The sequence below is a fragment of the Arthrobacter sp. TmtSoilC79 genome (genome assembly GCF_059739405.1).
Map to the genome: position 1 here is coordinate 1,977,566 of NZ_AP046051.1, position 26,036 is coordinate 2,003,601.

At 62.3% G+C, this 26,036-nt stretch carries 27 protein-coding genes, 4 tRNA genes and 1 other RNA gene; 17 read left to right on the plus strand and 15 right to left on the minus strand.

Features of this window, described 5'->3' with window-relative positions; all coding sequences use genetic code 11:
• Positions 1-8 precede the first annotated feature (8 nt).
• Positions 9-746: a zinc ribbon domain-containing protein gene (locus AC6JA3_RS09170; protein ID WP_026542364.1), complete on the plus strand. Its 738-nt coding sequence runs from the start codon at positions 9-11 to the stop codon at positions 744-746.
• A gap of 31 nt (positions 747-777) precedes the next feature.
• On the opposite strand, the gene AC6JA3_RS09175 is transcribed toward AC6JA3_RS09170, so the two are convergent.
• Positions 778-1,539 carry a YaaA family protein gene (locus AC6JA3_RS09175; protein WP_223943240.1) on the minus strand — a complete coding sequence of 254 codons (762 nt, stop codon included), beginning with the start codon at positions 1,537-1,539 and terminating at the stop codon, positions 778-780.
• A 58-nt stretch (positions 1,540-1,597) separates the two neighbouring features.
• Here AC6JA3_RS09175 and rnpB point away from each other — a divergent pair.
• The 4 genes from rnpB to AC6JA3_RS09195 all read left to right on the plus strand — a co-directional run bounded on the left by rnpB (position 1,598) and on the right by AC6JA3_RS09195 (position 4,942).
• An RNA gene (gene rnpB / locus AC6JA3_RS09180) (RNase P RNA component class A) lies at positions 1,598-1,989 on the plus strand.
• 263 nt (positions 1,990-2,252) lie between these two features.
• Complete coding sequence (locus tag AC6JA3_RS09185) at positions 2,253-3,740, plus strand: glyceraldehyde-3-phosphate dehydrogenase (protein ID WP_081733397.1); 1,488 nt, start codon at positions 2,253-2,255, stop codon at positions 3,738-3,740.
• A 74-nt stretch (positions 3,741-3,814) separates the two neighbouring features.
• On the plus strand, positions 3,815-4,024 hold the full coding sequence (locus tag AC6JA3_RS09190) for a hypothetical protein (RefSeq protein ID WP_026542367.1): 210 nt from the start codon (positions 3,815-3,817) through the stop codon (positions 4,022-4,024).
• A gap of 117 nt (positions 4,025-4,141) precedes the next feature.
• A complete protein-coding gene (locus AC6JA3_RS09195; protein WP_497920082.1) occupies positions 4,142-4,942 on the plus strand; it encodes an HNH endonuclease family protein in 801 nt (266 codons plus the stop codon).
• Here AC6JA3_RS09195 and AC6JA3_RS09200 read toward each other — a convergent pair.
• The 4 genes from AC6JA3_RS09200 to orn form a co-directional block, all read right to left on the minus strand.
• Positions 4,927-5,766, minus strand: a complete 840-nt coding sequence (locus AC6JA3_RS09200; RefSeq protein ID WP_497920083.1) for an acyltransferase domain-containing protein — start codon at positions 5,764-5,766, stop codon at positions 4,927-4,929. The two genes, AC6JA3_RS09195 and AC6JA3_RS09200, sit on opposite strands and share 16 nt — an antisense overlap.
• 3 nt (positions 5,767-5,769) lie before the next feature.
• Complete coding sequence (gene def, locus AC6JA3_RS09205; protein ID WP_223943237.1) at positions 5,770-6,342, minus strand: peptide deformylase; 573 nt, start codon at positions 6,340-6,342, stop codon at positions 5,770-5,772.
• Positions 6,343-6,466: 124 nt separating this feature from the next.
• Positions 6,467-6,542, minus strand: a tRNA-His gene (locus AC6JA3_RS09210).
• 132 nt (positions 6,543-6,674) lie between these two features.
• Complete coding sequence (gene orn / locus AC6JA3_RS09215; protein ID WP_081733398.1) at positions 6,675-7,310, minus strand: oligoribonuclease; 636 nt, start codon at positions 7,308-7,310, stop codon at positions 6,675-6,677.
• 147 nt (positions 7,311-7,457) lie between these two features.
• Here orn and mptB point away from each other — a divergent pair, with 147 nt between their 5' ends.
• Positions 7,458-9,011 carry a polyprenol phosphomannose-dependent alpha 1,6 mannosyltransferase MptB gene (gene mptB, locus AC6JA3_RS09220; RefSeq protein ID WP_026542372.1) on the plus strand — a complete coding sequence of 518 codons (1,554 nt, stop codon included), beginning with the start codon at positions 7,458-7,460 and terminating at the stop codon, positions 9,009-9,011.
• 25 nt (positions 9,012-9,036) lie between these two features.
• On the opposite strand, the gene AC6JA3_RS09225 is transcribed toward mptB, so the two are convergent.
• A complete protein-coding gene (locus AC6JA3_RS09225) occupies positions 9,037-9,720 on the minus strand; it encodes a DNA alkylation repair protein (protein ID WP_026542373.1) in 684 nt (227 codons plus the stop codon).
• 150 nt (positions 9,721-9,870) lie between these two features.
• Between AC6JA3_RS09225 and map the strand changes: the two genes are divergently transcribed.
• Positions 9,871-10,638, plus strand: coding sequence for a type I methionyl aminopeptidase (map, locus tag AC6JA3_RS09230; RefSeq protein WP_497920084.1), 768 nt, complete (start codon positions 9,871-9,873; stop codon positions 10,636-10,638).
• 144 nt (positions 10,639-10,782) lie between these two features.
• Here the strand turns inward: map and AC6JA3_RS09235 are convergent, their stop codons facing one another.
• Positions 10,783-11,382: a single-stranded DNA-binding protein gene (locus AC6JA3_RS09235; RefSeq protein WP_497920085.1), complete on the minus strand. Its 600-nt coding sequence runs from the start codon at positions 11,380-11,382 to the stop codon at positions 10,783-10,785.
• A gap of 220 nt (positions 11,383-11,602) precedes the next feature.
• Here AC6JA3_RS09235 and AC6JA3_RS09240 point away from each other — a divergent pair.
• Positions 11,603-11,675 (plus strand) — tRNA-Arg (locus tag AC6JA3_RS09240).
• Between the two features lie 42 nt (positions 11,676-11,717).
• Here AC6JA3_RS09240 and AC6JA3_RS09245 read toward each other — a convergent pair.
• Positions 11,718-12,155 carry an SRPBCC family protein gene (locus tag AC6JA3_RS09245; RefSeq protein ID WP_026548219.1) on the minus strand — a complete coding sequence of 146 codons (438 nt, stop codon included), beginning with the start codon at positions 12,153-12,155 and terminating at the stop codon, positions 11,718-11,720.
• Between the two features lie 90 nt (positions 12,156-12,245).
• The gene (locus AC6JA3_RS09250) at positions 12,246-12,479 is read right to left on the minus strand and encodes a hypothetical protein (protein WP_043433342.1); all 234 of its coding nucleotides are present in this window, start codon (positions 12,477-12,479) and stop codon (positions 12,246-12,248) included.
• On the opposite strand from AC6JA3_RS09250, the gene AC6JA3_RS09255 reads away from it, so the two are divergent.
• Both AC6JA3_RS09255 and ettA read left to right on the plus strand, forming a co-directional pair.
• On the plus strand, positions 12,469-12,738 hold the full coding sequence (locus AC6JA3_RS09255; protein WP_043433339.1) for a DUF6993 domain-containing protein: 270 nt from the start codon (positions 12,469-12,471) through the stop codon (positions 12,736-12,738). The genes AC6JA3_RS09250 and AC6JA3_RS09255 overlap by 11 nt on opposite strands.
• A gap of 56 nt (positions 12,739-12,794) precedes the next feature.
• Positions 12,795-14,477 carry an energy-dependent translational throttle protein EttA gene (ettA, locus tag AC6JA3_RS09260; RefSeq protein WP_026542378.1) on the plus strand — a complete coding sequence of 561 codons (1,683 nt, stop codon included), beginning with the start codon at positions 12,795-12,797 and terminating at the stop codon, positions 14,475-14,477.
• A gap of 108 nt (positions 14,478-14,585) precedes the next feature.
• On the opposite strand, the gene AC6JA3_RS09265 is transcribed toward ettA, so the two are convergent.
• On the minus strand, positions 14,586-15,491 hold the full coding sequence (locus AC6JA3_RS09265) for an acyl-CoA thioesterase (protein WP_026542379.1): 906 nt from the start codon (positions 15,489-15,491) through the stop codon (positions 14,586-14,588).
• A gap of 63 nt (positions 15,492-15,554) precedes the next feature.
• On the opposite strand from AC6JA3_RS09265, the gene AC6JA3_RS09270 reads away from it, so the two are divergent.
• Positions 15,555-16,241, plus strand: a complete 687-nt coding sequence (locus AC6JA3_RS09270; protein ID WP_497920086.1) for a DUF8185 domain-containing protein — start codon at positions 15,555-15,557, stop codon at positions 16,239-16,241.
• A 3-nt stretch (positions 16,242-16,244) separates the two neighbouring features.
• On the opposite strand, the gene AC6JA3_RS09275 is transcribed toward AC6JA3_RS09270, so the two are convergent.
• Positions 16,245-16,721 carry a globin gene (locus tag AC6JA3_RS09275; protein ID WP_497920087.1) on the minus strand — a complete coding sequence of 159 codons (477 nt, stop codon included), beginning with the start codon at positions 16,719-16,721 and terminating at the stop codon, positions 16,245-16,247.
• On the minus strand, positions 16,714-17,412 hold the full coding sequence (locus AC6JA3_RS09280) for a mechanosensitive ion channel family protein (protein WP_497920088.1): 699 nt from the start codon (positions 17,410-17,412) through the stop codon (positions 16,714-16,716). Before AC6JA3_RS09280 ends, AC6JA3_RS09275 begins: the two co-directional genes overlap by 8 nt.
• Positions 17,413-17,499: 87 nt before the next feature.
• On the opposite strand from AC6JA3_RS09280, the gene AC6JA3_RS09285 reads away from it, so the two are divergent.
• Positions 17,500-18,540 (plus strand): Rossmann-fold NAD(P)-binding domain-containing protein, encoded by a 1,041-nt coding sequence (locus AC6JA3_RS09285; RefSeq protein WP_497920089.1) that lies wholly within the window; start codon positions 17,500-17,502, stop codon positions 18,538-18,540.
• Here the strand turns inward: AC6JA3_RS09285 and AC6JA3_RS09290 are convergent.
• Together AC6JA3_RS09290 and pepN are read right to left on the minus strand one after the other, a co-directional pair.
• The gene (locus tag AC6JA3_RS09290; protein ID WP_026542384.1) at positions 18,537-19,016 is read right to left on the minus strand and encodes an OsmC family protein; all 480 of its coding nucleotides are present in this window, start codon (positions 19,014-19,016) and stop codon (positions 18,537-18,539) included. The genes AC6JA3_RS09285 and AC6JA3_RS09290 overlap by 4 nt on opposite strands.
• A 56-nt stretch (positions 19,017-19,072) precedes the next feature.
• Complete coding sequence (gene pepN / locus AC6JA3_RS09295) at positions 19,073-21,634, minus strand: aminopeptidase N (RefSeq protein WP_497920631.1); 2,562 nt, start codon at positions 21,632-21,634, stop codon at positions 19,073-19,075.
• 135 nt (positions 21,635-21,769) lie between these two features.
• On the opposite strand from pepN, the gene AC6JA3_RS09300 reads away from it, so the two are divergent.
• The 3 genes from AC6JA3_RS09300 to AC6JA3_RS09310 all read left to right on the plus strand — a co-directional run bounded on the left by AC6JA3_RS09300 (position 21,770) and on the right by AC6JA3_RS09310 (position 24,223).
• Positions 21,770-22,774, plus strand: coding sequence for a hypothetical protein (locus tag AC6JA3_RS09300; protein WP_497920090.1), 1,005 nt, complete (start codon positions 21,770-21,772; stop codon positions 22,772-22,774).
• A gap of 79 nt (positions 22,775-22,853) precedes the next feature.
• Positions 22,854-23,336 (plus strand): ribose-5-phosphate isomerase, encoded by a 483-nt coding sequence (locus AC6JA3_RS09305; protein ID WP_026542387.1) that lies wholly within the window; start codon positions 22,854-22,856, stop codon positions 23,334-23,336.
• A complete protein-coding gene (locus AC6JA3_RS09310) occupies positions 23,336-24,223 on the plus strand; it encodes an Fpg/Nei family DNA glycosylase (RefSeq protein WP_497920091.1) in 888 nt (295 codons plus the stop codon). Before AC6JA3_RS09305 ends, AC6JA3_RS09310 begins: the two co-directional genes overlap by 1 nt.
• 81 nt (positions 24,224-24,304) lie before the next feature.
• On the opposite strand, the gene AC6JA3_RS09315 is transcribed toward AC6JA3_RS09310, so the two are convergent.
• Positions 24,305-24,378: transfer RNA gene (locus AC6JA3_RS09315), tRNA-Gly, on the minus strand.
• A gap of 128 nt (positions 24,379-24,506) precedes the next feature.
• Between AC6JA3_RS09315 and AC6JA3_RS09320 the strand changes: the two genes are divergently transcribed.
• Positions 24,507-24,581: transfer RNA gene (locus AC6JA3_RS09320), tRNA-Pro, on the plus strand.
• A gap of 69 nt (positions 24,582-24,650) precedes the next feature.
• On the plus strand, positions 24,651-26,033 hold the full coding sequence (gene tig / locus AC6JA3_RS09325; RefSeq protein ID WP_497920092.1) for a trigger factor: 1,383 nt from the start codon (positions 24,651-24,653) through the stop codon (positions 26,031-26,033).
• The last annotated feature ends 3 nt before the right edge of the window (positions 26,034-26,036 follow it).

The following is a 26,036-nucleotide window of genomic DNA, read 5'->3' on the forward strand; positions in this document are numbered from 1 at the left end:
AGGTAAGCGTGGCGAAAGCAGCACCGGCAGAACAACTGAAATTGCTTGAACTGCAGGGGCTGGATGCCAAGCTTAAATCGCTGGCCGGTCGTCGGCGGGTCTTTGAAACCGATCCCCGGATCAAGGACCTCACGGATGCGCTGACCGTTGCCAATGGTGAACTCGGCGCGGCAAAGGTGGCTGTCCATGACGCCGAGGCTGAGCTTCGGCGTGCGGAGGCGGACGTGGAGCAGGTTGCCACCCGGATCGAACGTGACGAAACGCGGCTTAACAGTGGCACGGGACTGTCCAAGGACCTGGTGGCACTTCAAAATGACATCGCCTCGCTGAACAAGCGCCGCTCGGACCTTGAGGACGTTGAACTTGAGATCCTGGAGCGGCTGGACACGCTGCGTGAGCGTCAGGCCGCCCAGCAGTCGATTGTCGATGACATCCAGGGCTCCTTCGGCAGCATCCGCGCTGAGCTGGATGAAGCCATTGCCGAGATTGCAGCTGAAGAAACCGTGGTTCGGGGCCAGCGCGCAGCGTTCGCCGACACCCTCGATGCCGGACTGCTGGCAGTGTACGAGAAGACCATTGCCAAGCGTGGCGTCGGTGCTGCGCGCCTGTTCCACGGCAAGTCCGAGGGCTCGGGCATGATGCTCAGCCCCGGCGACCTTGCCGAGGTCAAGGCCGCAGCCGAGGACGAGATCGTTTTTTGCCCGGACTCAGGGGTCATCCTGGTCCGTTCGGCCGAGTGGAACTGACCGGGCCCCACCTTTCCCGGCCCATGCCCGGCTAGGTCAGGATGATGTTCAGCGCGTGGGGCTTGCGGGCCGTGCCCTCAACCAGTTCCGCAGTCCACACTTCGCCGGCAGCCTTCAGGAGCTGACCTGGAGTTGACGGGGCTTTGCCGCGCCTGGTCAAGAGGTGCCGTGCCAACTCACCGCGTGTGTGCTTGGCAAAGTGGCTGACCACGGTGCGCTTGCCGTTTGCCTCATTGAAGACATTGACATTGACGGTCTGCGCCGCCGGGGGAGCCCAGGCCGCGGCGTAGGTGCTGGAACGGCAATCGACCAGGAGTTCCCCTTCGCTGCGCGTGGCGAGTGCAGCGTTCAGTTGCGGCTTCCAAAATGAGGCGAGGCGTCCGACGTCGGGCAGTGCCGTTCCCATGGACAGCCGATAGGCGGGCACGTGGTCGCCAAAGCCGATGGCGCCCCACAGGGCTGAGACCACCAGGATGGATTCGGTGGCCTTGCGCCGCTGCGTGGGAGTCATGCTGTTATAGCCCAAGGCGTCGTAAAGAACACCCGAATAGACCTGGTGCGCCGGCGCTGCCGGTTCCGCGTTGAGCCGGGTATTACGTTCGACGTCGTCACGCAGCGAGGCGCCGACGCCCAGCAAAGCGAGTGCGTCCTCGTGCGCGCTGACTGTACCCAGGGCCTCAAGGACTTTTGCCCGGTAAGGATTCAGCTCCGGAAAACTGAGGGACTCCCACTCGATGGCGGGACCTTTGGCAGCGGGGGTCTTGCCTTCGGAAGGCGGAAGCAGAATCAGCACCAGCCGATATTACCGCCGGACTTCGGCCGGTCCCAACGCCGGTAGACTGGACGGCGGATGGGTCGACCAGGCGGTCGCGCGTCACGAAAGTGGCTCGAGGAACGTCCGGGCTCCGCAGGGCAGGGTGGTGGGTAACGCCCACTCGGGGTAACCCGCAGGCCAGTGCCACAGAGAACAGACCGCCTGCGCTGCGCGATGTTTTCATCGTGCGGCAGCAGGTAAGGGTGAAACGGTGGTGTAAGAGACCACCAGCTCCCTGGGTGACCGGGGAGGCTAGGTAAACCCCACCCGGAGCAAGGCCAGACAGGACACGTTTGAGGGCTGCCCGCCCGAGTGTCCGGGTAGGCTGCTGGAGGGCGTCGGCAACGGCGTTCGTAGATGGATGGCCGCCACTCCTTTTCCGGTAACGGAAGGGGATGACAGAACCCGGCGTATCGGTCGACCCATCCATTTATGACCGCCACAATAGCGGCGTGTGAGTGATTTCACGCCTCCGGGCGGCCTACGCTCCCGCCTTCAGCCCTAGAATGGTTACTGAACGTAGATGTTCTGCCGCCGGGACTGCGTTCGCAGCCGGCGGATTTTCTTTGCTCTCGTTCAAGGCGCTGTGGGTGGACCGAAGCCCGCCGGCGCATGTGCCGCAGGACTACTCCGGGCGGCCGCTGCCATCTGCATACGAGGACGTATGTGGTTGACCCAAGGAAGGTAGTTCTGTGAGCCAGACGTCAGATTCTTGTCTTGATAAGTGGATGGGCCGGGAGGCCCTCGCCGAGGCCATGATTCCGGTGATCGGCCGGTTGTACCGGGAAAACAACGTGGTCACCAGCATTCACGGCCGCAGCCTGATCAACAAGTCCACCATGAACATCCTTAAGGCGCACCGTTTCGCCCGCCGGATGAGCAACCACGAGCTCCTGCTCGAAGAGACCGCACCCCTGCTGAACGCCCTGTCGGAGCTGGAACTCGGCGCGGCAGCCATTGATATTGCACGATTGACCGAGAAGTTCCGGGCAGAAGGCAATGGCGCCTCCCTGGATGAGTACCTGCGTGCAGAGCTTGCAGAGATCGTGGGCAAGCGCGGCGCTGACGACCGCACCAGCACCGACGTCGTGCTCTACGGCTTTGGCCGCATCGGCCGCCTCCTGGCCCGCATCCTTATTGAAAAAGCCGGTGGCGGACACGGCCTGCGGCTCCGCGCGATTGTCGTACGCAAGGGTGCGGAGAATGACCTCGTCAAGCGCGCCAGCCTGCTGCGCCGCGATTCCGTCCACGGATCCTTCGAGGGCACCATCCGCGTTGACGAGGAAGCCAACACCATCACCGCCAACGGCGTGCAGGTCCAGGTCATCTACTCGGACAACCCCGCCACGGTTGACTACACGGCCTACGGCATCAAGGACGCCCTGGTGGTGGACAACACTGGCCGCTGGCGTGACGCTGAGGGCCTGTCCCAGCACCTGCAAAGCAAGGGTGCTGCCCGCGTCCTGCTCACCGCACCGGGCAAGGGCGACCTCAAGAACATCGTCCACGGCATCAACCACCGGGATATCGCGGACGACGACAAGATCGTCACCGCTGCTTCCTGCACCACCAACGCCATCACCCCGGTGCTGAAGGCCATCAACGATAAGTTCGGCATCATCCACGGACACGTCGAAACCGTGCACTCGTTCACCAATGACCAGAACCTGATCGACAACTTCCACAAGGGCGATCGTCGTGGACGTTCCGCTGCGCTGAACATGGTCATCACCGAAACCGGTGCTGCCAAGGCCGTCGCCAAGGCTCTCCCGGAACTTCAGGGCAAGCTGACCGGCAATGCCATCCGCGTTCCCACGCCGGATGTCTCCATGGCCATCCTGAACCTGAACCTTGAAAAGGGCACCACGCGCGATGAGGTCAACGACTTCCTCCGCGAGATGTCCCTGCACTCGGATTTGCGTAAGCAGATCGACTACATCGATTCTCCCGATGTTGTCTCCACGGACTTCGTCGGATCACGCCGCGCCGGCATTGTCGACGGACTCGCCACGATCTCCAACGACAAGAACCTTGTTCTCTACGTTTGGTACGACAACGAGTTCGGGTACTCCTGCCAGGTAGTCCGCGTCATGGAGGAGATGGCAGGCGTCAACCCGCCGTCGTTCCCGGCGCGCGACGTTGTGGCTCCGATCGCGGTTCTCGAAGCGGCCGGCGCCTAGGCACTCCGGAAGTATTCACGGGTTTCCCGGCTGTGTCACTGGCATCGGCCGGGAAACCTGACCAAAATGGGTTCATGGAAAACGAATCGACTTTGGAGCACGAAACCACACTGGAACATGCGCTTGATGTGGCCCGCGCCAATCACAAACAAGCCCAAAAACTCCTGGATCAGGCTGTCGCAGCCAATGCCTCCGGTGACGTCCCGGACCAACGGGTTGAGCAACTGCGCGGACTCCTCGCTGTAGCAACAGAGGATTTGCAGCGCGTGATGCGCGAGCAATAAACCCGGAATTCAGCCCTCACGGTGTGACTTCTCCTACACACTGTGGATACCGGCTCTTTCTGTCGGGGCCTTGTCCTACGCTCGTAGGACCTGCCTGCCCCCACTGGATGGAGTCCCTTGAGTATCACCTGGTCCGCCTACAAGCGCGCCCGCCGCAGATCCCGGCAAGCATGGACAATCCTTGCGCTGGCTGCCGTCACCGTCGTGGGCGGACTCTCCTGGTTCTTCAGCACGGGCCAATTTGACGCCGCAAGTCCGTCGCTGGCGGGACCCAGTGAAGCTCCCGTCTACAACCCCCTCTGGATGAAGCCCGTACAAGGAGCCGCACCGGTGGCTGCAGGGGACGCCGCTGAGGCCTTGGATCGACTTCCGGTCAAGGGCCGGGCTCCCCAGTCCAACTACGATCGGGCAGCTTTCGGACAGGCCTGGGCCGATGCCGACAGAAATGGATGCGATACCAGGAACGACATCCTGCGGCGTGATCTCTCTGCGGTCGAGTTCACCGAGGGATCTTCCTGCAAGGTGGCCGCCGGCACGTTCCACGAACCCTACACCGGCGCACAGGTTACCTTCCGACGAGGACAGGACACCAGTTCGTCCGTCCAAATAGACCATGTGGTTGCGCTGGCTGACGCCTGGCAAAAAGGTGCACAGCAGCTGACCCTGCAGCAACGCCGGATATTGGCCAATGATCCCTTGAACCTGATTGCGGCGGACGGGCCGGCGAACGTCAAGAAGGGCGCAGGCGATGCCGCGACCTGGCTGCCGGCGAACAAGAACTTCCGCTGCCACTATGTAGCCCGGCAAATTTCCGTGAAGACCGCTTATAAGCTCTGGGTGACCCAGGCTGAGAAGGACGCCATGAAAGGCGTTCTCTCCTCCTGCCCGGGTCAACAGACGATCTACAGCTCGAGGTGACCGTGCCCCAACTGCCAGGTGCCGCCGTCGTCGATTCTTTCAAGGACCACCCGCTGAAGTGAGGTGTCCCTGGGGAGCTTGTCCAAGTCCTGGAGTCCGCGCTGCCGGAAGGTGAAATAGACGGCGTCGGTGGGGGCATCAGAGCACCGGTCCACCGTGAAGCGCCGCGCGAAGGAGGCAATGTTGCTGCCCGGGAGTCGCTCGGCAAGGTAAGGATCCAGCATCCAGGAATCACACGTTGCTGCTGATGCAGGTTTATCAGGGAAGTACCTGGGGAAGAATAATTTTGCCTCGGCAAGGCTTGCATCCACCAGTGCGGGGGAGAGTCCGCCGTCCTCGGGAATGTGCACGCCGAGCACCCAGCCTTGATCCGCCGTAGGCGCGCCCGAGTGGTTTGGTTCCTCCGAACTGCGGACCAAATGGAACTGCAGCCGTCCAAGCCTGAACAGATTCCCGGCCATGTGCAGAGTCAGCCAGGCCCACGTGTCGAGGCCGAAGTGGCCGTGGACGCGGCGGTTAATCCGCAGTTGCAGTCCTACGTCGGCCAATGATGCTGCCGATGCCTCCGGACTGATACCCAGGCCCAGATGATAATTGTGGACAGTGGGGGAGAAGCGGAGCAGGGCTTCGATCCAAACTGTCTCACTGGCGTTATCGGCCTTGATGCTGTCCAGCGGGAAGGTGCCAAGCCGCTCTTCCATGGCGGCCACGGCGAACAGCACCGCTTCACTGGGTTGGGTTGCCAACAGGGCAGTGCATTCTTCGGCGTCTTCGCCGGTAATGTCCAGGAGTTCGAACAGCTCAGCGTGCGTTGTTGAAGCCATGGCTTAGTGTCCGAAGGGGTCGGGATCGACGCCAGGCATCCAGGTCAATCCCGGAACGCCCCAGCCGTGCTTCTTCGCTTGCTTGAGGGCCTTCTTTGAGTACCTGTCCACCAGCCGGTTGACGTACAGCTTGCCGTCCAGATGGTCGTACTCGTGCTGCAGGATCCTGGCGAACCAGCCGGTCGCTTCAAAGTCCACCGGGTTGCCATCACCATCGAAGCCCTGGACGCGCGTCCACTCAGCCCGCTGCAGCGGGTAGTACTCACCCGGGAAGGACAAGCAACCCTCCACGTGCTCATCAGGATCGGGAAGAGCCCCAGAAACCTTCGAGAGGGTAAGGACGGGGTTGACCACCACGCCCTGTTCGGGAACGTCGTCATCATTGGCGTACTTGTAGACGAACAGTCGCTTGCCTACGCCAATCTGGGGGGCTGCGAGACCCACGCCGTTGGCGGCGTCGTTGGTTTCGAACATGTCCGCGATGAGCGCGCGGAGTTCGTCGTCGAAAACCTCCACTTCGCTGGCCCGGCGATGCAATACGGGTTCGCCCCAAATGGTGACTGGCAGGACGGTCATGTCAGGTCTTCCTTATCGATCACTGAGGTTCAGGGCGGTACAGGTGCGCCTGAAGTTAAAAGCAAAGGCCGCACCGGATAACCGGTGCGGCCTTTGTGGAAACCGGCTCTGCAGCCAATCTCGGTGGGGTGAGCTACGGGGGTTGAACCCGCGACCTCCTGGACCACAACCAGGCGCTCTGCCAACTGAGCTAAGCCCACCATGTGCCTTTTGGGGCTGAACCGTTTGACCGGCTTTCCTTCAAGGCAACGACAAATAGCTTACCTGCTGTTTTGGGGTGCAAAGTCCACTTTTGCCGGTTTTGGCGAAAAAACCTTGAAAAATGGTGCAGATCACACTGATTCGGTGGATCCCAAGGTCTCTGCGGTGGCTACGACGTCCTTGGAGATGCGCTGTGCCGTAGCAGTGTCCGGTCCGGGAGCGGGCACGAAGACGGCTTGCCGGTAGTAGCGGAGTTCGTCAATGGAGTCCTTGATGTCGCCAAGTGCCCGGTGTCCGCCGTGCTTGGCAGGTGACTGGAAGTAGGCGCGCGGGAACCACCGCCGCGACAACTCCTTGATGGTGCTGACATCGATGACGCGGTAGTGGAGGTGTTCGACGATGTTTGGCATGTCCCTGGCCAGGAACATCCGGTCCGTTCCCACGGAGTTTCCGCCCAAGGGCGCCTTGCGGGGATCGGGAACCCACTTCTCGATGTACTCAAGAACCTCGGCTTCAGCCTCGGCCATGGTCTTCCCGTAGGGAAGTTCATCAAGAAGTTTGGAGCGGGTATGCATGTCCCGTACAAAATCATTCATTTGTTCCAGGGCGGCATCGTCGGGCTTGATAACGACGTCGACACCGTCGCCCAGGATATTGAGCTCGGAATCGGTCACCAGCGCCGCAACTTCGATCAGGGCGTCGTTCTTCAGGTCCAGGCCGGTCATTTCGCAGTCGATCCAGACGATGCGTTCATTAGTAATAGGCACGCGCCCAGCCTATCCTTCAGGCGCTTCGGAATGCTCTGATGGTACGATTTTTGAGCGCGGCAGTGTCTTTTTCTTCCTGTCGCTGAAAGCCCCAAAGACGCTGAATTTCTCCCGGATATACCGGGTGAACGATTGGATGACGACCACATGACGGTGCCAGTACCCGCCGCCCAGAAGGCAGGGACAGCAGCGCCGACGGCGAATGCTGCTGCCGAGGTTGATAATGCCCGGTCGCCACTGATCGCCGGTTTCATCGGCTCCATGTTCATGGTTTTCGGGTCCCTGGGTGTGGGCTGGTTAGCTCCGGTTTCGGAACTCCGGCGGTTGCCGCTCTTCATCTGGATGCGTACTGAAGGCGTGGGCGTCGCCCTCTCAATTGTCCTGCTGGCTGTGGGGGGAATGCTGCTCGTCCGGGCTTGGCTACGACTCGGCCAGCGCGTCCGGGTGTGGGGACTGGAAGCCAGGAAAGCAACGCTCCAGGCCGTGGCTGCGTGGGGTTTGCCCATGATGTTCACAGTTCCCCTCTTCAGCAGGGATGTGTACGCGTACATCGGTCAAGGCCGCCTGATGGTCGAAGGCATCAATCCCTACGAGAATGGGATTTCCGCGCTGCCCAATTACTTCCAATTGGGCGCGGACAAGATGTGGACAGAAGCGCCTGTGCCCTACGGGCAGTTGTTCCTGTGGATCGAGCAGTTCGTGGTCTGGGTGACCAATGTCCAACCCGAAGCAAGCATCATGCTCTTCCGGCTGGTTGCCCTGGTGGGCATCGTTCTCTGCATCATTTATGTGCCCAAGCTTGCGGAGCTCCATGGAGTAAACCCGCACAGGGCGCTGTGGTTGACGGCCGCAAACCCGCTCTTCCTGACCAACTTCATAGCCAGCGTCCACAATGACGCGCTCATGATCGGCCTGGCTCTCGCGGGCCTGTACTACTGCGCAACACGCCGTGTGATCCTGGGGTTGGTGCTGGTGACCCTCTCCATCTCCGTGAAGCCGATTACGGTGGTGTTCCTTCCGTTCATTGGGCTCTTGTGGGCAGGCAAGGGGGCATCCTGGCCACGTAAGTTCCTTTTCTGGTTCTTGACTGCCGGGCTGAGCTTCGGACTGTTGTATGCCATGAGCATGGTCAATGGATTCGGATTCGGTTGGATCAACGGCCTGTCAGCCCCCGGCAGTGTCTGGATCTGGTACGCCCCCATCGGCCTGATCGGACTGGTGGTGGCTTCGATCTTCAACGTCTTCGGGCTGGACGGCTGGGGCATGGCCAAATGGGTCTACGATGCCGGCAAGATCTTGATGGTGGGCGCTATCGCCTGGCAGGTCTTCCGTGGTGACTACGACCGCCTCATGCGCCGGCTCACTTTGGCATTTGCCGCCATTGTGATTCTGGCGCCGATGATCCAGTCCTGGTACGTGGTGTGGTTGATTCCGCTGTTCGCAGTTACCGGTATCCGCAATGACTGGCAGGTCAAAGCCGTCTACTTCGTGGTGTCGTTCTTTATGGTCTACGCCATTTCGGACCAGTTGGATGTCTTCCCGTACCTCCAGAGTGAAGACCTCGGCCTCGCCCTGACGTTGGCCCGGAACGCGGCCGCCATCATTGCCTTGCTCTTCGCCGTGTACTTGATCTTCGTTGACCCGAAAACCAAGAGCTTGTTCCGCAAGCAGGATGAACCAGGCCTCCGTCCCATCATCTGAGCCGGGTTGACGTTGCTGCGCGGAATCAGCGGGACGACAGAAGCCGGGTACCCTCGCGCAGGGACAATGGGCTCAGCGATGTTGCGTTGTCCGCAGCGAACGCCCGTACCCATTCAGGATCTGACTTGCTGTATTCGCGCAGCGCCCAACCGATGGCCTTGCGGATGAAGAATTCCTTGTCGTCCATGTTGTGGTTGATAACTGCGGCCAGCAGGGCGTGATCGGTCCTGGTCTTTGCCCCCAACTGGGCAGTTATTGCGGCACGGCGGATCCACATATCCCGATCCCTGGCCCAGCCGAGGAGCAGGGGCGTCATGATTGGCCTATGGGCAAGCAACAGCGCGCAGATCCGGTGCGCCACTCCATCGACGAGGTCCCACCAGGCTCCCGTCCGGATGATTTCCTCGTAGACCGGCAGCATCTCCAGGTCCTCTTTCACCAGCTTCAGGCCCGTCAAGTCAATGGCTGCATACCGTTCCTCCCGTGCCTTCGCTTCGCGCCACAACTGCAGGACTGCACCCCGCAGTTCTGGTGGGGTTGAGGGAGGAAATTCCTTTGCTGCGGCTTTGACGACGCTTCGCACCTCCGGGACCCTGACACCGAGCGAGGGCATCTCCGACTTCATGTAGGCCTGGGCGCCAACGGCCCGTTCAGCGTCGCCCGCGTCGCGGAGCGAGGAGCGGATTGATTCCACCAGTTCCTTGGTCATGCGTCAACTGTAGGACCGGTGGGGCACCGTTCGTCTTCCGGACAACGCTTGGGCACCGCCAAGGCCTTGCCGTGTGGCCGTAAAGTGGGCAGGGTGGAGCAGTCGGCCGCGCAAACCCCCTGAAGGATGCCCAGCAACGGAGGACCTTGGATGTCAATGCTGAAGACGCCCGAGCAGATAGAGCTGATGCGCGAGGCCGGCCGCGTGGTGGCCAACGCATTGACCGCGGTGAAGGAGCACGCTGCAGTGGGCGTCTCCCTCAAGGAACTCGACGACGTCGCGGCGGCAGTGATGTCCGACGCCGGGGCCAGGCCGGCATTCCTCGACTATCACCCCCGGTGGGCTGCCGTCCCATTCCCCGGCGTGATCTGTGCCAGTGTCAATGACGCCGTAGTCCACGGGATCCCGAACGGCTACGTGCTTGAAGACGGCGATCTCCTGAGTGTTGACTGCGGTGCCTTTCTCGACGGGTGGTGCGGAGACGCAGCCGTCAGCTTCATAGTGGGGGAGGGTAATCCCTTGGATCAGCAGCTCATTGATGCAACCGAAGCCGCCCTTGCAAGGGGCGTGGAAGCCGCCCGTGTGGGCAACAGAATGGGTGACCTCGCCTACGCCATTGGTGGTGAAGCCAAACGGGCAGGGTACGGGCTGCTGGCCGATCACGGCGGACACGGTATCGGCCGGACCATGCACGCAGAACCACCGGTGCCTAACATCGGAAGGCCGGGGCGGGGCATGAAGCTCGAGGAAGGGCTGGTTATTGCCATCGAGCCCATGCTGATTCTGGGTGGAAAGGACGATTACTACCACGATGAAGACGAGTGGACCCTGCGATCGGCGAACGGACAGAGGGCGGCCCACAGCGAGCATACGGTTGCCATCACCGCTGACGGTCCATTGATCCTGACACTGCCGTAAATTGGATACACCACTGTGGCGATTTCGCGGTGCAGCCATGCAACAACTGACCGCCCTGACAGCGGCCCGGATGCGTGTCCCCGGCAAAGGGCGAACCACCGGCCCCAGCACCGGATGGTTCGCCCTTGCTCCGGAACAGCTCGTTCAAACGCCTGCGCCCACCAGCTCTCCTGTCGTGGTGTTCACCATCAAAGGGCCTGTTCCCTCGGGATCGTCCATCCCGGCCGGCACTGACTCGTCCCCCGGGGGAGCTTGTTCAGCGTCCTCTGCCTCCCACTCGCTGCTGCTCCCGGCGCTGACCGATGCCGGGTCGGCCAAGGCCTGGTCCGATGGCGAAATGCCGGCCGCAGCGGAGTCTGCAGTGGTGGAGTCCGCTGGGGCCGAGGTGCCGCTCATGCGGGTGAAGTTGGCAGAGCCCCACATGAGGTCGTGCCCCACGGACTCGGCATCGATCTCCGCCACATGATAGACGCGGCCTTCATGTTCCCATTGCCTCAACCGCAGCCTTCCCGCGACCAAAACGCGCTGTCCCTTTTTGATGCTGCACCCCACATGCCCGGCGAGGAACCGGAACGATTGCACGGTGTACCAATTGGTGTTGCCATCAACCCAAGTGTTGTTCGCCCGGTCATATCGTCGTTCGGTGGTTCCCAAGCGGAAGGATGCGGTTGCCGTGCCCCGGGTAGTAGTGGAACTCTTAACCTCCGAGGCCACAAAACCCCGAACGGTGATCATGTCATTCATTGATGGTCCTTCTGGATGTAGGAAGTGCCTGTCCGGCTCCTTCAGCTTCGTCCAGCAAGGTCGACCAAAGCAGTGCCCCGTTCGCCTATGTGCATAACCCCGGGCGAAGATGCCCCTGTGGAGGGCGGGACGACAACGGTGCGGACATGGCTGGCCATACCGCGATCGCACTGTAAACTCTTTGTGGCGCCCGCCGCCCACAGCGGTGGGATGCCAGTGCGCCCCAGTAGCTCAGGGGATAGAGCAGCGGCCTTCTAATCCGCCGGTCGGGGGTTCGATTCCCTCCTGGGGCACCGCCGCATCCCCCTGGACACGATTCCAGGGGGATGCTCTCTTTATTGCTTCGACTCAAGGAACTCCTTGAGGTTCCCCAATACCAGCGTCCATGTCTTGGTGGACTGTGCAACTTCTTCGGTGCTGGAATTGTTGCCCTGCGTGATGGTCACGGTTGTTCGGCCATCGGCGCCGGCAACGTCATATTCCACGGTGTGATGGTTCGCGGGAACGTCAGGAAGCCCCGAAGCGGGACTGTAGTGCGTGGTCTTCAGCAGCTTAGGGGGATCGAAGGCAAGGACTATGCCTTTGTCTTCATACGCGGTGCCGTTGTACTCGCCCGAGTACGTAATCGGCTCTCCGACCCGCCAGGATGTTGTCACGTTGGTTCCCAGGAAGTACTCCTTGATGAGGGAGGGGTCGGTAAGTGCCTCCCAGACTTTTTCAGGCGCGGCGTCGATGGTGGTTGATGCAACGGCATCAGGGGTTTGCTCACTCATGGTGGTGTTCTCCATTCCGCAATCGGGACAACTAAATCCTCTTCATCTGAACGCTACGCCGGTCATCGCGCCACGTGAATGGCACAATGGCTAAGTGATAAGCAGGGGAACGACGCCGTCGGACGGCAAGTCAGCAAGGGCCGGAAGAATCCGCGGATCCGCGTTGTCGCTGGTAGTGGCCGCAGTGGTGGCGATGACCGGCTGCTCGGCAACTCCGGCGTCCCCGGCACAGGCGGGAACAAATCCGGCGCCTTCCGCTTCCGCGCAGGGCACAGCGCCCGTCGACCCGGCCGTTGCCGCAACGACCACAACAATGGAAACCACGCTGAAAAGCCTCGTGGCCGCCAACCCCAAACCGGACCAGGAAGCTCTGCGTGCGGCGTTGGTCTCCGCCGGGATCCCGAAGGCCAATGTAGAAGTCTCTGTCAGCCGTACGCCCACTGGCCTGGACGTGGATGCGATGGAGGCTGCGGCCTTAGCAGGCAAGAGCTGCGTCATGGGGCAGATCCGTGACGGCGGAGTCGTAGTGTCGGTCCTGCCCGTCCTGGCTACCGGCAAATGCTTCGTGGGAGACGCCCGCTAGCGACGCCGTGGGGCACGAATGTGAGTTAAGCAGGCCTAGCCATTAGATTTAAGGGCATGGCGGAATTCATTTACACGATGACCAAGGCTCGCAAAGCCGTTGGCGACAAACTTATTCTGGACGATGTCAGCATGTCGTTCTACCCTGGCGCGAAGATTGGCGTCGTCGGACCGAACGGTGCTGGCAAGTCCACCATCCTGAAGATCATGGCCGGACTGGACACCCCGTCAAACGGCGAGGCCCGCCTGAGCCCCGGCTACACCGTGGGTATCCTCCTGCAGGAGCCGCCGCTGAACGAGGAAAAGACTGTCCTGGGCAACGTCCAGGAAGGTGTAGGCGAGATCTACGGCAAGATCCAGCGTTTCAATGAGATCTCCGAGGAAATGGCCAACCCGGACGCGGATTACGAGACGCTCCTGGATGAAATGGGCAAGCTTCAGGAAGCCATTGACGCCGCTGACGCCTGGGACATTGACTCCCAGCTCGAACAGGCCATGGACGCATTGCGTTGTCCTCCGGCCGATGCCGATGTCACTGTCCTGTCCGGTGGTGAGCGCCGCCGCGTTGCTCTGTGCAAGCTCCTGCTCCAGAAGCCTGACCTGTTGCTCCTCGATGAGCCCACCAACCACTTGGACGCTGAGAGCGTGCTGTGGCTGGAACAGCACCTTTCCCAGTACCCCGGTGCTGTCCTCGCCGTGACCCACGATCGCTACTTCCTTGATCACGTAGCTGAGTGGATCGCTGAAGTTGACCGCGGCCACCTGTACCCGTATGAGGGCAATTACTCCACGTACCTGGAGAAGAAGAAGGCCCGCCTCGAGGTCCAGGGCAAGAAGGACGCCAAGCTGTCCAAGCGCCTGACCGAGGAACTTGAGTGGGTGCGCTCCAACGCCAAGGGCCGCCAGACCAAGTCCAAGGCCCGTCTGGCCCGCTACGAGGAAATGGCTGCCGAAGCCGAGCGCACGCGCAAGCTGGACTTCGAAGAGATCCAGATTCCGCCGGGACCGCGCTTGGGTTCCTTGGTGATCGAAGCCAAGAACCTGAAGAAGGGCTTTGATGATCGCGTCCTGATCGAGGACCTGTCGTTCTCCTTGCCCCGCAACGGCATCGTGGGCGTGATTGGCCCCAACGGTGTTGGTAAGTCCACGCTCTTCAAGACCATCGTCGGCATGGAGCCGTTGGACGACGGCGAGCTCAAGATCGGCGAGTCCGTGAAGATCTCCTACGTCGACCAGTCCCGTGGCGGCATCGATCCCAACAAGTCCCTCTGGGAAGTTGTTTCGGAAGGCCTGGATTACATCCAGGTAGGCCAGGTGGAAATGCCCTCGCGCGCCTACGTTTCGGCCTTTGGTTTCAAGGGACCGGACCAGCAGAAGAAGGCCGGTGTCCTTTCCGGTGGTGAGCGTAACCGCTTGAACCTGGCGCTGACCCTCAAACAGGGTGGCAACCTGCTGCTGCTTGACGAACCTACCAACGACCTCGACGTCGAAACCCTGAGCAGCCTTGAGAACGCCCTTCTCGAATTCCCGGGCTGCGCCGTAGTGGTATCGCACGACCGTTGGTTCCTGGACAGGGTAGCTACCCACATCCTGGCCTACGAAGGCGACGAGGAAAACCCGTCCAGGTGGTACTGGTTCGAGGGTAACTTCGACTCCTATGAGGAAAACAAAGTGGAGCGACTCGGCCCCGATGCCGCCAAGCCGCACCGCGTCACGCACCGCCGCCTGACCCGCGACTAGAATCCCGTAGTGAAGGCACATACGTAGAAAGGCCGGCCCCTCAGGGGCCGGCCTTTCCGGTTTAACGCCCCGGCGTGGACTCCCGGCAGAACGCCGGAGCCCGAAAGCCTAGGGGATGCGGACCATGCCTTCCTGGGCGACAGTGGCAACATGCAGGCCGTCGCGGTTGAAGATGCGGCCCGTGGCCAGCCCGCGTGCACCTTGGGCGCTGGGTGATTCCTGGACGTAGAGCATCCATTCGTCCACCCGCACGGGACGGTGCCACCACATGGCGTGGTCGAGGCTGGCGACGCTCATTCCGGGCGTCATCCATGCTAGACCGTGGGCGCGGAGGATGGGCTCGAGCAGCGTGTAGTCGCTGGCGTAGGCCAATGCTGCCCGGTGAAGGTTGGGGTCATCGGGCAGGGGACCCATGGTTTTCATCCACACGGCGTTGCGGGCTACGTGCTCGGTGGGAGCGGACACGTACAGTGCCGGATCGATGTGACGGACGTCGAAGGGGCGCTCGGATGACATATGCCGCGCCATGGGGTGGTCGAAGTGCGAGAGCAGTTCCGCGGTGCTGGGCAGTGATTCAGGGTCCGGGATGCCCTCGGGCATGGTGGCTTGATGGTCCAGTCCGGTGTCTTCAACCTGGAAGGAGGCGATCATGGACAGGATGGGCACGCCGTCCTGGTAGGCGTGAACGCGCCGGGCAGAGAAGGAACGCCCGTCCCGCAGACGTTCCACTCCGAAGGTGATCGGTTTGTTGGCATCACCGGGACGCAGGAAGTAGCCGTGCATGGAGTGCGCCACCCTGTCCGGTTCCACGGTGCGCATGCCGGCCATCATCGACTGCGCCAAAACCTGGCCGCCAAAAACCCGGTGCCGGGGCTGCTTCTGGGATGGGCCAAGGAAGATATCCTCATTGGTCCGGGCACCGTCAAAATCACCAAGGTCCAGCAGGCCGATCAGCACATCCATGGGGTCTTCTGCGGGTGCTTGAACTTCAAGGCCAGCGTTCGTCTCAGTCATGGTTCGACTTTAGACGCCGCCCCGACCCCTCTCAACCGGGGACATGCCGGTAGAGTCGATGATGTGACAGACGTCTTGACCCAGTCCTTCCGCTTCGCCGATCCCCGCGACCTCGCTGACTTGAAAACCTTCGTGACGCGCGCCAAGAGCATCGACGACGGAGCCATCCGCCTCCAGGCCGCGGGCAGTGTTCTGGCCGCCTACGTGTGCGTCCTTCGCCCTCGCATCCTGGGTGAGTCCACCCCGACGATCCTCGGCCTGCGGACCATGGCCCTGGCTGAGGATGCCCACGCCGATGTCACGGTGACGCTGTCTTCGGTCATGGACCGGTTGGCGCGCTCAAGTGCCGATGACGTCGAACTCCCCATCCCGCCGTCGACCGTTTCGGAGTCCTGGGCCGGCGTTGGCGCGCCCCGCTCAGGTTGGGAAGCCCAAGGATCAATTCTCGACGCCGACCTCAAGTCAGCGGCTGAGGCGGGCATTGCCGAGGTGGCCGGCGTTATTCCGGCTTTGGCAGGTGCCGCAGTGGTCAACAGTGCCAGGGCAGCCGTGTGGGGCCGCGAGCTTCCCGGAGGTGGAGGCCTTCCCGCAGGTGCAGCCTTCGCAGCTTTCGGCCTCGGATTTTTGGGCGACGGAATTTTGGGCGACGCACAGCAGAAGGTCTTCCGGAACGGCCGCTGGTTCCGCCTGAGCGGCCCCCGCGGCCATGTGCTGGTCCGCACCGGCGCGGGCCTGGGAATCGGCTTCTAGGACTCAGGCGCCGGACGAAGGACTGTTGACCATGGTCAGGGCAGCCCGTTCCATGTAGTCCCACAAAGTGCCCTCATGCAGCGGGGAGAGCCCCAGTGAGTCCACCGCCGTCCGCATGTGGAACAGCCAGCGGTCCTTGGCTTCAGGGGTTACCTGGAAGGGCATGTGGCGCATGCGCAACCTCGGGTGGCCCCGTTCTTCGCCGTAGGTGGTGGGACCGCCCCAATACTGCTCCAGGAACATCAGGAAACGGCGTTTGGCCGGGCCCAGGTCTTCCTCGGGGTACATGGGCCGCAGCAGGGGATCCGTGGCAACGCCGTCGTAGAAGACGTCGATCAGCTTCACGAAGGTCTCGTGACCGCCCACTGCAACGTAGAAGCTGTCCGTGTAAGCAGGCTGGCTGAAGGGATCGTTCTGCATCAGCTGGCGACGAGGACCTGCCTGCGGTGCCGGGGCTTGCCCGTCCGGGGTATTACTCATTGGACTTCTCCTCGGCTTTGGCGACGCGCGGCGCGCCTGCTGTGACAGGGGCGGCTGACGCCCCGGGTTGATCGGTGGCCTCCGGGGTATCCAGCGGTACGTAGTCCCCTTGGGAGCGGTTGCCCACGCGGAGGATTTCGCCGTTGCGCAGGTACCAAATGGCTCCGTCTTCGGCACGGACCCGGGTAATGCGCAGGCCCACCGACTCAACGGTACCAACCACTTCGCTGGTGACGATGACATCGCCGATTCCGTACTGGTCTTCGATAGTGATGAAGATTCCCGCGAGGAAATCGCGGATCAATTGCTGGGCGCCGAAGCCGATGGCGACACCCAGGATGCCAACGCTGGTGAGCAGTGGTGCCACGTCCACATTCATGTATTTGAGGACATAGATGATGACGATGACCACCACAACGACGCTCACAAGGCTCGTCAACAGTGTGCCGATGGTTTCGGCACGCTGGGAGCGCCGCTCATGGTCAAGGGCCCGGATGGCCGGTTGCACCCATTTGAAATGCGGTTTCTTGAAGAAGGAACTTCCGGCCGATACCCGCCGGGTGATGCGCAGAATAACGAACCGCGCAACGATCCAGACGCCCAGGCCAACGCCCAAGGTGATGAGGATGGAAACGAGATCGATCTTTTCGGGTTCCAAAGTGACAATTTCTGCCAAGGGGATGGAGGTCAAGGGTGAATTTCTCCTTGTCGTCGGCCCGTGTTCGCCGGGCGCGGAACACTCTGTCCACCTACAACCCTAGCGCCGTAGCGTGACGGTATGCGCATCCTGGTCCTGGGCGGTACTGCCTTCCTGTCCGCAGAAATCGCCCGGCAGGCTCTTGCTGCCTGGCACGATGTCACCTGCTTTGCCCGTGGTTCCTCAGCGCACCCGCCCGATGGCGCCACCTGGGTCAGGGGCGACCGCGCCATGGGTGCGGCGGCTTATGCAGGGCTCGGCGGCCGGTGGGACGCAGTGGTGGAGGTATCGAGGGAACCAGTGCAGGCAGGAGAGGCACTGGATGCCTTGGGCCCTGCTGCCGGGCACTGGACGTTTGTCTCCAGTTGCTCCGTCTATGCCGACCACTCGGTGCCCGGCGCCGATGAGGGCGCGCAGCTTCTGGAGCCGCTGCCCGCCGGAATCGCCGGCACCCCGGAGACCTACGGCGAATCCAAATCCGCGATCGAGCAGCTGACGCTGGCCAGGGTGGGGGAGAAAGCACACATCGTGCGGGCCGGACTCATCAGCGGCCCGGGGGACGGTACTGACAGATACGGTTATTGGCCTGCCCGCTTCGCGGCAAACAACCACCCGGTGCTGGTCCCGAACATTCCGGACGACTCCACGCAGATCATCGATGCCCGGGATCTGGCGGCGTGGATCCTGCAATCGGCAGTGGAAGGCCTGGTGGGGACTTTCAACGCATTGGGAGATGTGGTCCGGTTCGAGGACTACCTCGCGGAGTCGCAGCGGGCGGCAGCCGGCACAGTCGGTGACGCCGTGGACAATGTTGTGCCCGTCGACGTTGTGCCCGTCGACGTTGTGCCCGTCGACGAACAGTGGCTCGTGGAGCAGGGAATCGAATACTGGGCAGGTCCGGATTCACTTCCCCTGTGGCTGCCGGCGGACCATGACGGGTTCCAGTCCCGGACAAACCGTGCTGCCCGTGAGCGGGGAATGGTGCTGCGGCCATGGCAGGAAACCCTGGCAGCGACCCTCGAGGATGAAAGGCGCAAGGGGCTGAACAGGGAACGCAAAGCCGGCCTCAGCCGCGATACCGAACAACGGCTCGTGGCACTATGGCGGGCCCGGCAGCGCTAGGCGGCGGCCGTCGTCGTGCTTGGTTCGTGCAGTACGGGGAAGTTGACGCTGCGGGCGATGAAGCAGACCTGGTTGGCCTCGTGATGCAACTGCTCCATCACATCGGCGTGTGCGGGATCGGCAACAGCGACACGCGGTTTCAGCGTTACGCTCTCAAATTGGCCGCTGCCGTCTTTGTTGAGTTTCATCAGGCCCTCCGCTGCGTCCTCATAAGCGGTAACCACCACACCGTGTTTGACGGCGACATGGAGGAACGAGAGCATGTGGCATTGCGAAAGGGCTGCCAGAAGCAATTGCTCGGGGTTGTAACGCGACCTGTCACCGTGGAAGGTGGGATCAGCAGACCCCTGCAAACTGGGCAGGCCCGGAATCTCAATCTCATGGTCCCGTGAATAGCTCCGGTAACCGGCCGTGCCCTCGCCGAGGTTTCCGGTCCAGCGGACGGTCAGCGCATAGTGGTGTTCGTTCAGGCCCATGCGGACAGTCTAGCCAGATGGCATTCACTGTCCGCACGGGCCCACAGGATCCCGGCCTAAACGTCAGCTGCCCGTGCCTGGAGTGCGCGCGCCACGCCGTCGCGGTTCTCCAGCATCATCCGGCGAAGGGCGGCGCTGTCCTCCGGCAAAGCCGCCAGGAACCTGTCCGTGCGGTCCACCGTGTCCTGGGTGGTGAGCTGGGCAGGGTAGAGCCCCACCACGATCTGCTGTGCCAGGGCATGCGTACGCTCTTTCACAATTGCCGGCACGGCGTCAAAGTACTTTTCGGCGTAGGGCTCCAGGAGGGAAGTGTCCGGGACGCGCATGAACCCGGCCACCGCGGAAGCCTGCAGGGCATTGGAGAGTTCTCCGGTCACCACAATTGCCTCCCACGCAGCCGCCTTGGCTTCCGCGGTGGGGATCGCAGCTTTCGCCTGGGCGGCGGCATTCTGGCCGTTGGAGGTGTTGTCCCGGTCGAGTTCGGCGTCGATCCGTTCCTGGCCCTGGCGTCCGCCGGCCACCAATGCGGTCAGCAGCTCCCACCGCATGTCCTGGTCCACTGTGAGACCTTCCAGCGTTTCGGTTCCGTCCAGCAGGGCCTGGATGCGGTCCAACTGTCCGCCGCTGCGGGCGAGCTGGGTGAAGGACTTGGCGAATTGGAGCTGGGCGTCCGAGCCTGCCTCCACTGAGGATGCGAGCTCCCAGAGCCTGTCAGCCGCTGCCGTGGTGGCCGCGGCCTTGTGTTCGGCGGCGACGTAGTAGGTCAACGTGGTGGCGAGTTGGCGAAGCTGGACCAGGATGACCGAGGAATCCGTTTCGTGGGCAATGTTGGCAAGGACCAGGTCCACGTAGCCGCGTGCGGGGGTTTCGCCGTCCCGGGCTGCATCCCAGGCTGAACCCCACACCAGCGTGCGTGGCAGGCTGGCTGCGAAGTCCTTCAGGTGTGCCTTTGCCGTGGCCAGGGAGTACGGATCCAGACGGACCTTTGCGTAGGCGAGGTCGTCATCATTGAGCAGGATCAGGTCAGGACGTGCCTTGCCCACCAAGGCAGGGACCTCCGTGCGCGGGCCATCGACGTCGAGCTCCTCACGGTGCGTACGTTCCAGCTTTCCTTCGCCGGAGAGCGAGTAGAAGCCAACTGCGAGCCGGTGCGGACGAAGGGTGGGCTGTTCCTCGATCGCGGTCTGCAGGATCGAAAAACCGGTGATGGTTCCCTCAGCATCAACGCTCAACTCCGGAGCGAGGGTATTGACGCCGGCTGTCTCGAGCCAAAGTTTGCCCCACACGTCCAGATCGCGTCCGCTGGCGGCTTCAAGCTCCACCATGAGGTCGGAGAGTTCGGTGTTCTTCCAGGCATGCTTGGCGAAATAGGTGCGGACTCCGGCCATGAACTGCTCCGGACCCACCCATGCCACCAATTGCCTGAGGACCGAAGCGCCCTTGGCATAGGTGATTCCATCGAAGTTCACTTCCACGTCTTCGAGGTTGTTGATCGCGGCAAAGATCGGATGGGTGGTGGGCAGCTGGTCCTGCTTGTAGGCCCAGGACTTTTCCACGGATGCGAAAGTGGTCCACGCGCGGTCAAATTCGGTGTTCTCCACAGCGGCAAGGTGGGACATGTATTCGGCAAAGGATTCATTGAGCCAGAGATCGTTCCACCAGCGCATTGTCACCAGGTCCCCGAACCACATGTGGGCGAGCTCGTGCAGGACCGTGATGGCACGGCGTTCGATCTGGGCTCCGGTGACCTTTCCGCGGAATACGTAGCCCTCCAGGATGGTCACGGCGCCGGCGTTTTCCATGGCGCCGGCGTTGAACTCCGGAACGAACAACTGATCGTACTTTTCGAACGGGTAAGGGCAGCCGAATTGGGCTTCGAAGAACTCAAATCCTTGACGTGTCAGGGTAAAGATGTTCTCCGCGTCCAGGTACTGCATGAGGGACTTGCGGGCAAAGACTCCCAGCGGGATGACGCGCCCGTCTGAGCTGGTGACCTCGGACCGGACCGACTCGTAGGGCCCGGCGATCAATGCGGTGACGTAGGAGGACAGCCGGGGAGTAGGCGCGAATTTCCACACCGACCGGGCGGGGCCGTCTTCACCGGCGGGTGCCTCAAGGGGTTCCGGGGTGGGGGAGTTGGAGATGACATCCCAATGCGAGGGCGCGGTAACGGTAAAGGTGAAGCTTGCTTTGAGGTCGGGCTGCTCAAAGACGGCGAACATACGCCGGGAGTCCGGAACCTCGAACTGGGTGTAGAGGTAGACCTCGCCGTCCACGGGGTCAACGAAGCGGTGGAGTCCTTCGCCCGTGTTCATGTACGGAGCGTCCGCCACAACTACGAGTTCGTTCCGGGCAGCAAGGTCCGGGAGCTGGATGCGTACTCCGTCCGAGACCTCCGCAGGGTCCAGTTCCGTCCCGTTCAAGGTCACGCTGTGCACCTTGGCTGTGATCGCGTCGATGAAAGTTGAGGATCCCGGCGTTGCGGAGAACTTGACCTCGGTGGTGGAACCGAAGACCTCCGGGCCGTTGGTCAGGTCCAAGGTGACGTTGTACGACTCGACAGTGAGCAGTTGGGCGCGGATCGCGGCTTCGTCGCGCGTGAGGTTCAGGCCTGGCAAGTGGTGCCTCCGGAAGTTTTCTGGGGTGTCCCGGCCAATCGCGGCCGGACGATGGTGTGAAGTCATTCTTTCACTCCATGGCTGGAAGGCAAGGACGGTACACCACAGTGACGTCCCGCGGAGTAGCGTTGGCTTATGGGATCGTTCCGGGACACTGTCGATTTCCGCGCCTTGAGGTTCGCGATTGCCTTTCCGTTGCTCCTCTCGGCCGGCTTCGTGGTGTGCGCCCAAATGCTCCGGAATGACCTTCCCAATCCTGTGGCCGTTATGTGGAACGCCGACGGCGGCACTTCGTTCGCGCCCTTCGGCGCCTATGTTGCCGGCGGCGCAGCCCTCATCGCCTTCTGCGGTTGGGCGGTCTTCCTGCAGGCGGTTTCGATTACCCGGCCCGTTGTCATGCGTCGAGTCATGATGGGCCTTGGCCTGACAGTGAGCCTTTTCATCACCACTGTGGTGGCGGCCGGGCTGGTGGGGCAGTCCGGGTTGTCCGAGGCACGCGAGTCCCATGTGGACCCGATCGTGTTGGCCATGGGCAGCGGGGCGGCGGTTGCACTCGGTGTGGTGATGATGTTCGCGTTCAAACCTGACCCACGCTGGACCCGCGAGGACGACGTTGCCCTCCAGCAGGAGCTGACGCTCTTGGAAGATCCGGATCTGGCCCGGGACACGCTGCGTTTATGGGTCCATGCCCGGAGTTCGGTTTTCATCATGATCATTGTCTCCGCCGTGTTCCCCGCTGCCCTGATCGCGGTGGTTGTCCCTTGGCTCGGTGCCTTGGTGGCAGTGGCAGCCTTGGTCGGTGCGGGATTCCTCTTTGCCCGCGTGCGCGCCGACAGGGGAGGCCTGCAGGTCTTTGCCGGCGGCATCCTGCGTGTCCTGACCGTCCCCGCCGTCGAAATCGCCGCAGCAGCTCCGGCAGAGGTCAAAGCCGCTGACTATGGTGGATGGGGCTGGCGGCGCCATGATGACGCCACCGCAATGCTGGTCAGCAGTGGACCCGCCGTCGTCGTCAGGAAACTCAACGGAGGCAGGGTAGCGCTCAGCGCCGGTTCCCAGGCATCGGCGGACAAACTCGCCGGTATCCTCAACAGGGCAGCCCACCGGGCCCGGGATGACGGACAGTCCAACCAAGCCCGGTAGCGGTACCCTAGGTAGCGCATCCCTCATCGCCGCGCCCCGGCCAGTTGCCGCACCGCGCCCCAGAAAGAATGGACTTCCTGTGACTACACCCCGCGTCCACATCGCTACCGACCACGCCGGCATGGAACTCAGTGCCCACCTGGTCAGCCACCTCACGGCCAAGGGCTATGAAGTGGTGGATCACGGGCCCAAGGAGTACGACGCCCTGGATGACTACCCCTCCTTCTGCATTAACGCCGGACTTGCCGTCGTGGCAGACCAGGAAGCCGGTGTGCACGCCTTGGGAATCGTCCTGGGCGGCTCGGGAAATGGTGAGCAAATTGCCGCAAACAAGGTCAAGGGTGTCCGGGCTGCACTTGCCTGGAACCTTTCCACCGCCAAGCTGGCCCGGGAGCACAACGACGCCAACGTCGTCGCTGTTGGCGGCCGCCAGCACTCGGTTGAAGAAGCTACCGAACTCATTGAAGCCTTCCTGCAGGAACCGTTCAGCAATGATGAACGCCACGTACGCCGGATCGGAAAAATCGCGGTGTACGAAACCACCGGCGAAATCGTCGAGTAGTGCCCGAGGGGCATTCGGTCCATAGGCTGGCCCGCCAGTTCCAGGATGTTTTTGGCGGCCGGCGCCTGGACGTATCCAGCCCGCAGGGCCGGTTCGCTGCAGGTGCCCAGCTCCTGAGCGGGCACACCATGGTTGAAGCGAACGCCCATGGAAAGCAGCTCTTCCTGCGGTTCGACCACGGGCACTTCCTTCACGTGCACCTGGGTCTTTACGGCGCCTGGAGCTTTGGCGGAGACAGTTCGTTTACCGGCGCGTCCAGCATTGGCGCGCCCCGACGTATCGGCGAACGGGAAACGGGCCCTTCTTCCGCCGACGACACGTATACCGGGCCGCCTCCTCCCGTGGGAGCCGTGCGTGTACGCCTGGTCTCGGACCATGGCTGGGCGGACCTCCGCGGTGCCACCACCTGTGCTGCCATCACGCCGGCAGAAGCGGCCGTGGTCATGGAGCGGCTGGGTCCGGACCCGCTGCATAACCGGCCAGGCGACCGCGAAGAGTTCATCCGACGCCTGCGGCGTCGTAAAACGGCAGTGGCCCTGCTGCTGATGGATCAGTCCGTCCTTGCCGGGGTGGGCAACATCTATCGCGCGGAAGTGCTGTTCCGGCAGGCGGTGGATCCCTGGACGCCGGGTACCAGTATCGATGCTGAAACGGCCGGCCGTCTCTGGGATGACACGGTGGACACGATGTCCGACGGCGTCCGCGATGGACGGATTGTTACGACGCCCCCTGCGCTGTGGACGGGTGGGGCCGGAACAGCGCCCGACGCCGATGCCCACTTCGTCTACAAGCGGAACGGGCTGCCCTGCCGGGCCTGCGGGACGCAGGTGGGCGTTACGGAGATCGGGGCACGCAAGTTGTATTGGTGCCCCGGCTGCCAGGTGTAGCAGCAACGAGGTGTAGCAGCAGCAACCCGGTGCAGCAGAAACAAAAAACGCCCCGATCCGATGGATCGGGGCGTTTTCCCTTGGAGGGGACGACGGGAATCGAACCCGCGTAATCAGTTTGGAAGACTGAGGCTTTACCATTAAGCTACGTCCCCAGGACGGATCTCCCTGTTCAGGACATCTTCCCGGTGGCTGTTCAAGCCGGGTACAACTAAACCTAATTCCGGCGGCGGTGTCAAATGTGCATTCCTGGCCCGCTTGCCCGTAGACTGTCCTGTGCATTCGGGGTGTAGCTCAGCTTGGCTAGAGCGCCTGCTTTGGGAGCAGGAAGTCGCAGGTTCAAATCCTGTCACCCCGACTCTGTGTTTGTGTCCGCCTCAGGGACGCGACAGAACCCCATACCCACAAAATCAGGAGTACTTAGACTGTGAAGAGCGCTGTCGAGAACCTCACCGCAACGCGGGTCAAGCTCAACGTTGAGGTTCCCTTTGAGGAACTGAAGCCGAGCATCGATGCCGCGTACAAGACCGTTGCTTCGCAGATCCAGGTCCCCGGATTCCGCAAGGGCAAGGTTCCCACCAAGCTGATCGACCAGCGCGTTGGCCGCGGCTACGTCCTGGAGACGGCCATCAACGATGGCCTCAACGGCTGGTACCAGGCCGCAGTTCAGGAAACGGGCGTCCGCCCCCTGAGCCGTCCCGAGGTTGAGATCACCGAGGTACCGGACCCCACGTCAACCGATGGTGAGCTCAAGTTCCAGGTGGAGATCGATGTCCGCCCCGAGATCGAACTCCCGGACTACGCCGGCATCAAGGTCGAGGTCGCTGCAGCAGAGTCCTCCGACGCTGACGTTGAGAAGTCCCTCGACGAACTTCGTGGCCGCTTCGGCACGCTGAAGTCCGTTGAGCGCCCCGCCAAGAACGATGACTTCCTGACCATCGACATCACCGCCACCATTGATGGCGAAGAGATCGATTCCGCAGCAGGCCTGTCCTACCAGGTTGGCGCCGGCACCATGCTTGAAGGCCTGGACGAAGCCGTGACCGGCCTCTCTGCTGACGAGGAAGCAATCTTCGACACCACCCTGGTGGGTGGCGACCACGCCGGCGAGTCCGCCCAGGTGAGGGTTGTTGTCAAGGCTGTCAAGGAGCGCGAGCTCCCCGAGGCAAACGACGACTTTGCACAGCTGGCCTCCGAGTTCGACACCCTTGCCGAGCTCCGCGAGGACCTCGCCAAGCAAGCTGCCGACTCCAAGGTAGTCGAGCAGGGCGTAGAAGCCCGCGACAAGGTCCTGGACAAGCTCGTTGAGCTCGTAGAGGTACCGGTTCCGGATTCCGTGGTCGAAGAGCAGATCGAAGCTCACTTCAACCCGGAGAACGCCCACGGCGAAGGTGACCACGACACCGAGGAGCACCGCGCGGAGGTCAAGGCCAACACCGAGCGTGCGTTCCAGAACGAAATCATCCTTGATGCCATCGCGGACAAGGAAGAAGTAGATGTCAGCCAGAACGAGCTGATCGACTACATCGTCACCACCGCAAGCCAGTACGGCATGGATCCCAACCAGTTCGCCCAGATCATTGATCAGAGCGGCCAGGTTCCGATGATGGTTTCCGAGGTCCGCCGCCGCAAGGCTCTGGCCGTTGTGCTGGGCCAGGCAGAGGTTGTCGACTCCGAAGGCAACAAGGTTGACCTCACCGACTTCGTACGCCCTGCCGGCGAAGCAGCAGCCGAAGAGGCCGCCGCTGTCGAGGCTCCCGAGGAAGCCGACGCCCCCGCAAGCGACGACCCCGCAGCAGTGAAGTTCTAACAG

Bases quoted from the DNA above. Each gene is read 5' to 3' on its own strand.
- AC6JA3_RS09245 (WP_026548219.1), bottom strand. From the start codon at position 12,155: ATGAGTGAGCAAACCCCTGATGCCGTTGCATCAACCACCATCGACGCC.
- AC6JA3_RS09190 (WP_026542367.1), top strand. From the start codon at position 3,815: ATGGAAAACGAATCGACTTTGGAGCACGAAACCACACTGGAACATGCG.
- ettA (WP_026542378.1), top strand. From the start codon at position 12,795: ATGGCGGAATTCATTTACACGATGACCAAGGCTCGCAAAGCCGTTGGC.
- AC6JA3_RS09275 (WP_497920087.1), bottom strand. From the start codon at position 16,721: ATGAGTAATACCCCGGACGGGCAAGCCCCGGCACCGCAGGCAGGTCCT.
- AC6JA3_RS09200 (WP_497920083.1), bottom strand. From the start codon at position 5,766: ATGGCTTCAACAACGCACGCTGAGCTGTTCGAACTCCTGGACATTACC.
- AC6JA3_RS09255 (WP_043433339.1), top strand. From the start codon at position 12,469: ATGGAAACCACGCTGAAAAGCCTCGTGGCCGCCAACCCCAAACCGGAC.
- def (WP_223943237.1), bottom strand. From the start codon at position 6,342: ATGACCGTCCTGCCAGTCACCATTTGGGGCGAACCCGTATTGCATCGC.
- AC6JA3_RS09225 (WP_026542373.1), bottom strand. From the start codon at position 9,720: ATGACCAAGGAACTGGTGGAATCAATCCGCTCCTCGCTCCGCGACGCG.
- AC6JA3_RS09300 (WP_497920090.1), top strand. From the start codon at position 21,770: ATGGGATCGTTCCGGGACACTGTCGATTTCCGCGCCTTGAGGTTCGCG.
- mptB (WP_026542372.1), top strand. From the start codon at position 7,458: ATGACGGTGCCAGTACCCGCCGCCCAGAAGGCAGGGACAGCAGCGCCG.
- AC6JA3_RS09290 (WP_026542384.1), bottom strand. From the start codon at position 19,016: ATGGGCCTGAACGAACACCACTATGCGCTGACCGTCCGCTGGACCGGA.
- map (WP_497920084.1), top strand. From the start codon at position 9,871: ATGTCAATGCTGAAGACGCCCGAGCAGATAGAGCTGATGCGCGAGGCC.
- AC6JA3_RS09235 (WP_497920085.1), bottom strand. From the start codon at position 11,382: ATGAATGACATGATCACCGTTCGGGGTTTTGTGGCCTCGGAGGTTAAG.
- AC6JA3_RS09285 (WP_497920089.1), top strand. From the start codon at position 17,500: ATGCGCATCCTGGTCCTGGGCGGTACTGCCTTCCTGTCCGCAGAAATC.
- AC6JA3_RS09265 (WP_026542379.1), bottom strand. From the start codon at position 15,491: ATGACTGAGACGAACGCTGGCCTTGAAGTTCAAGCACCCGCAGAAGAC.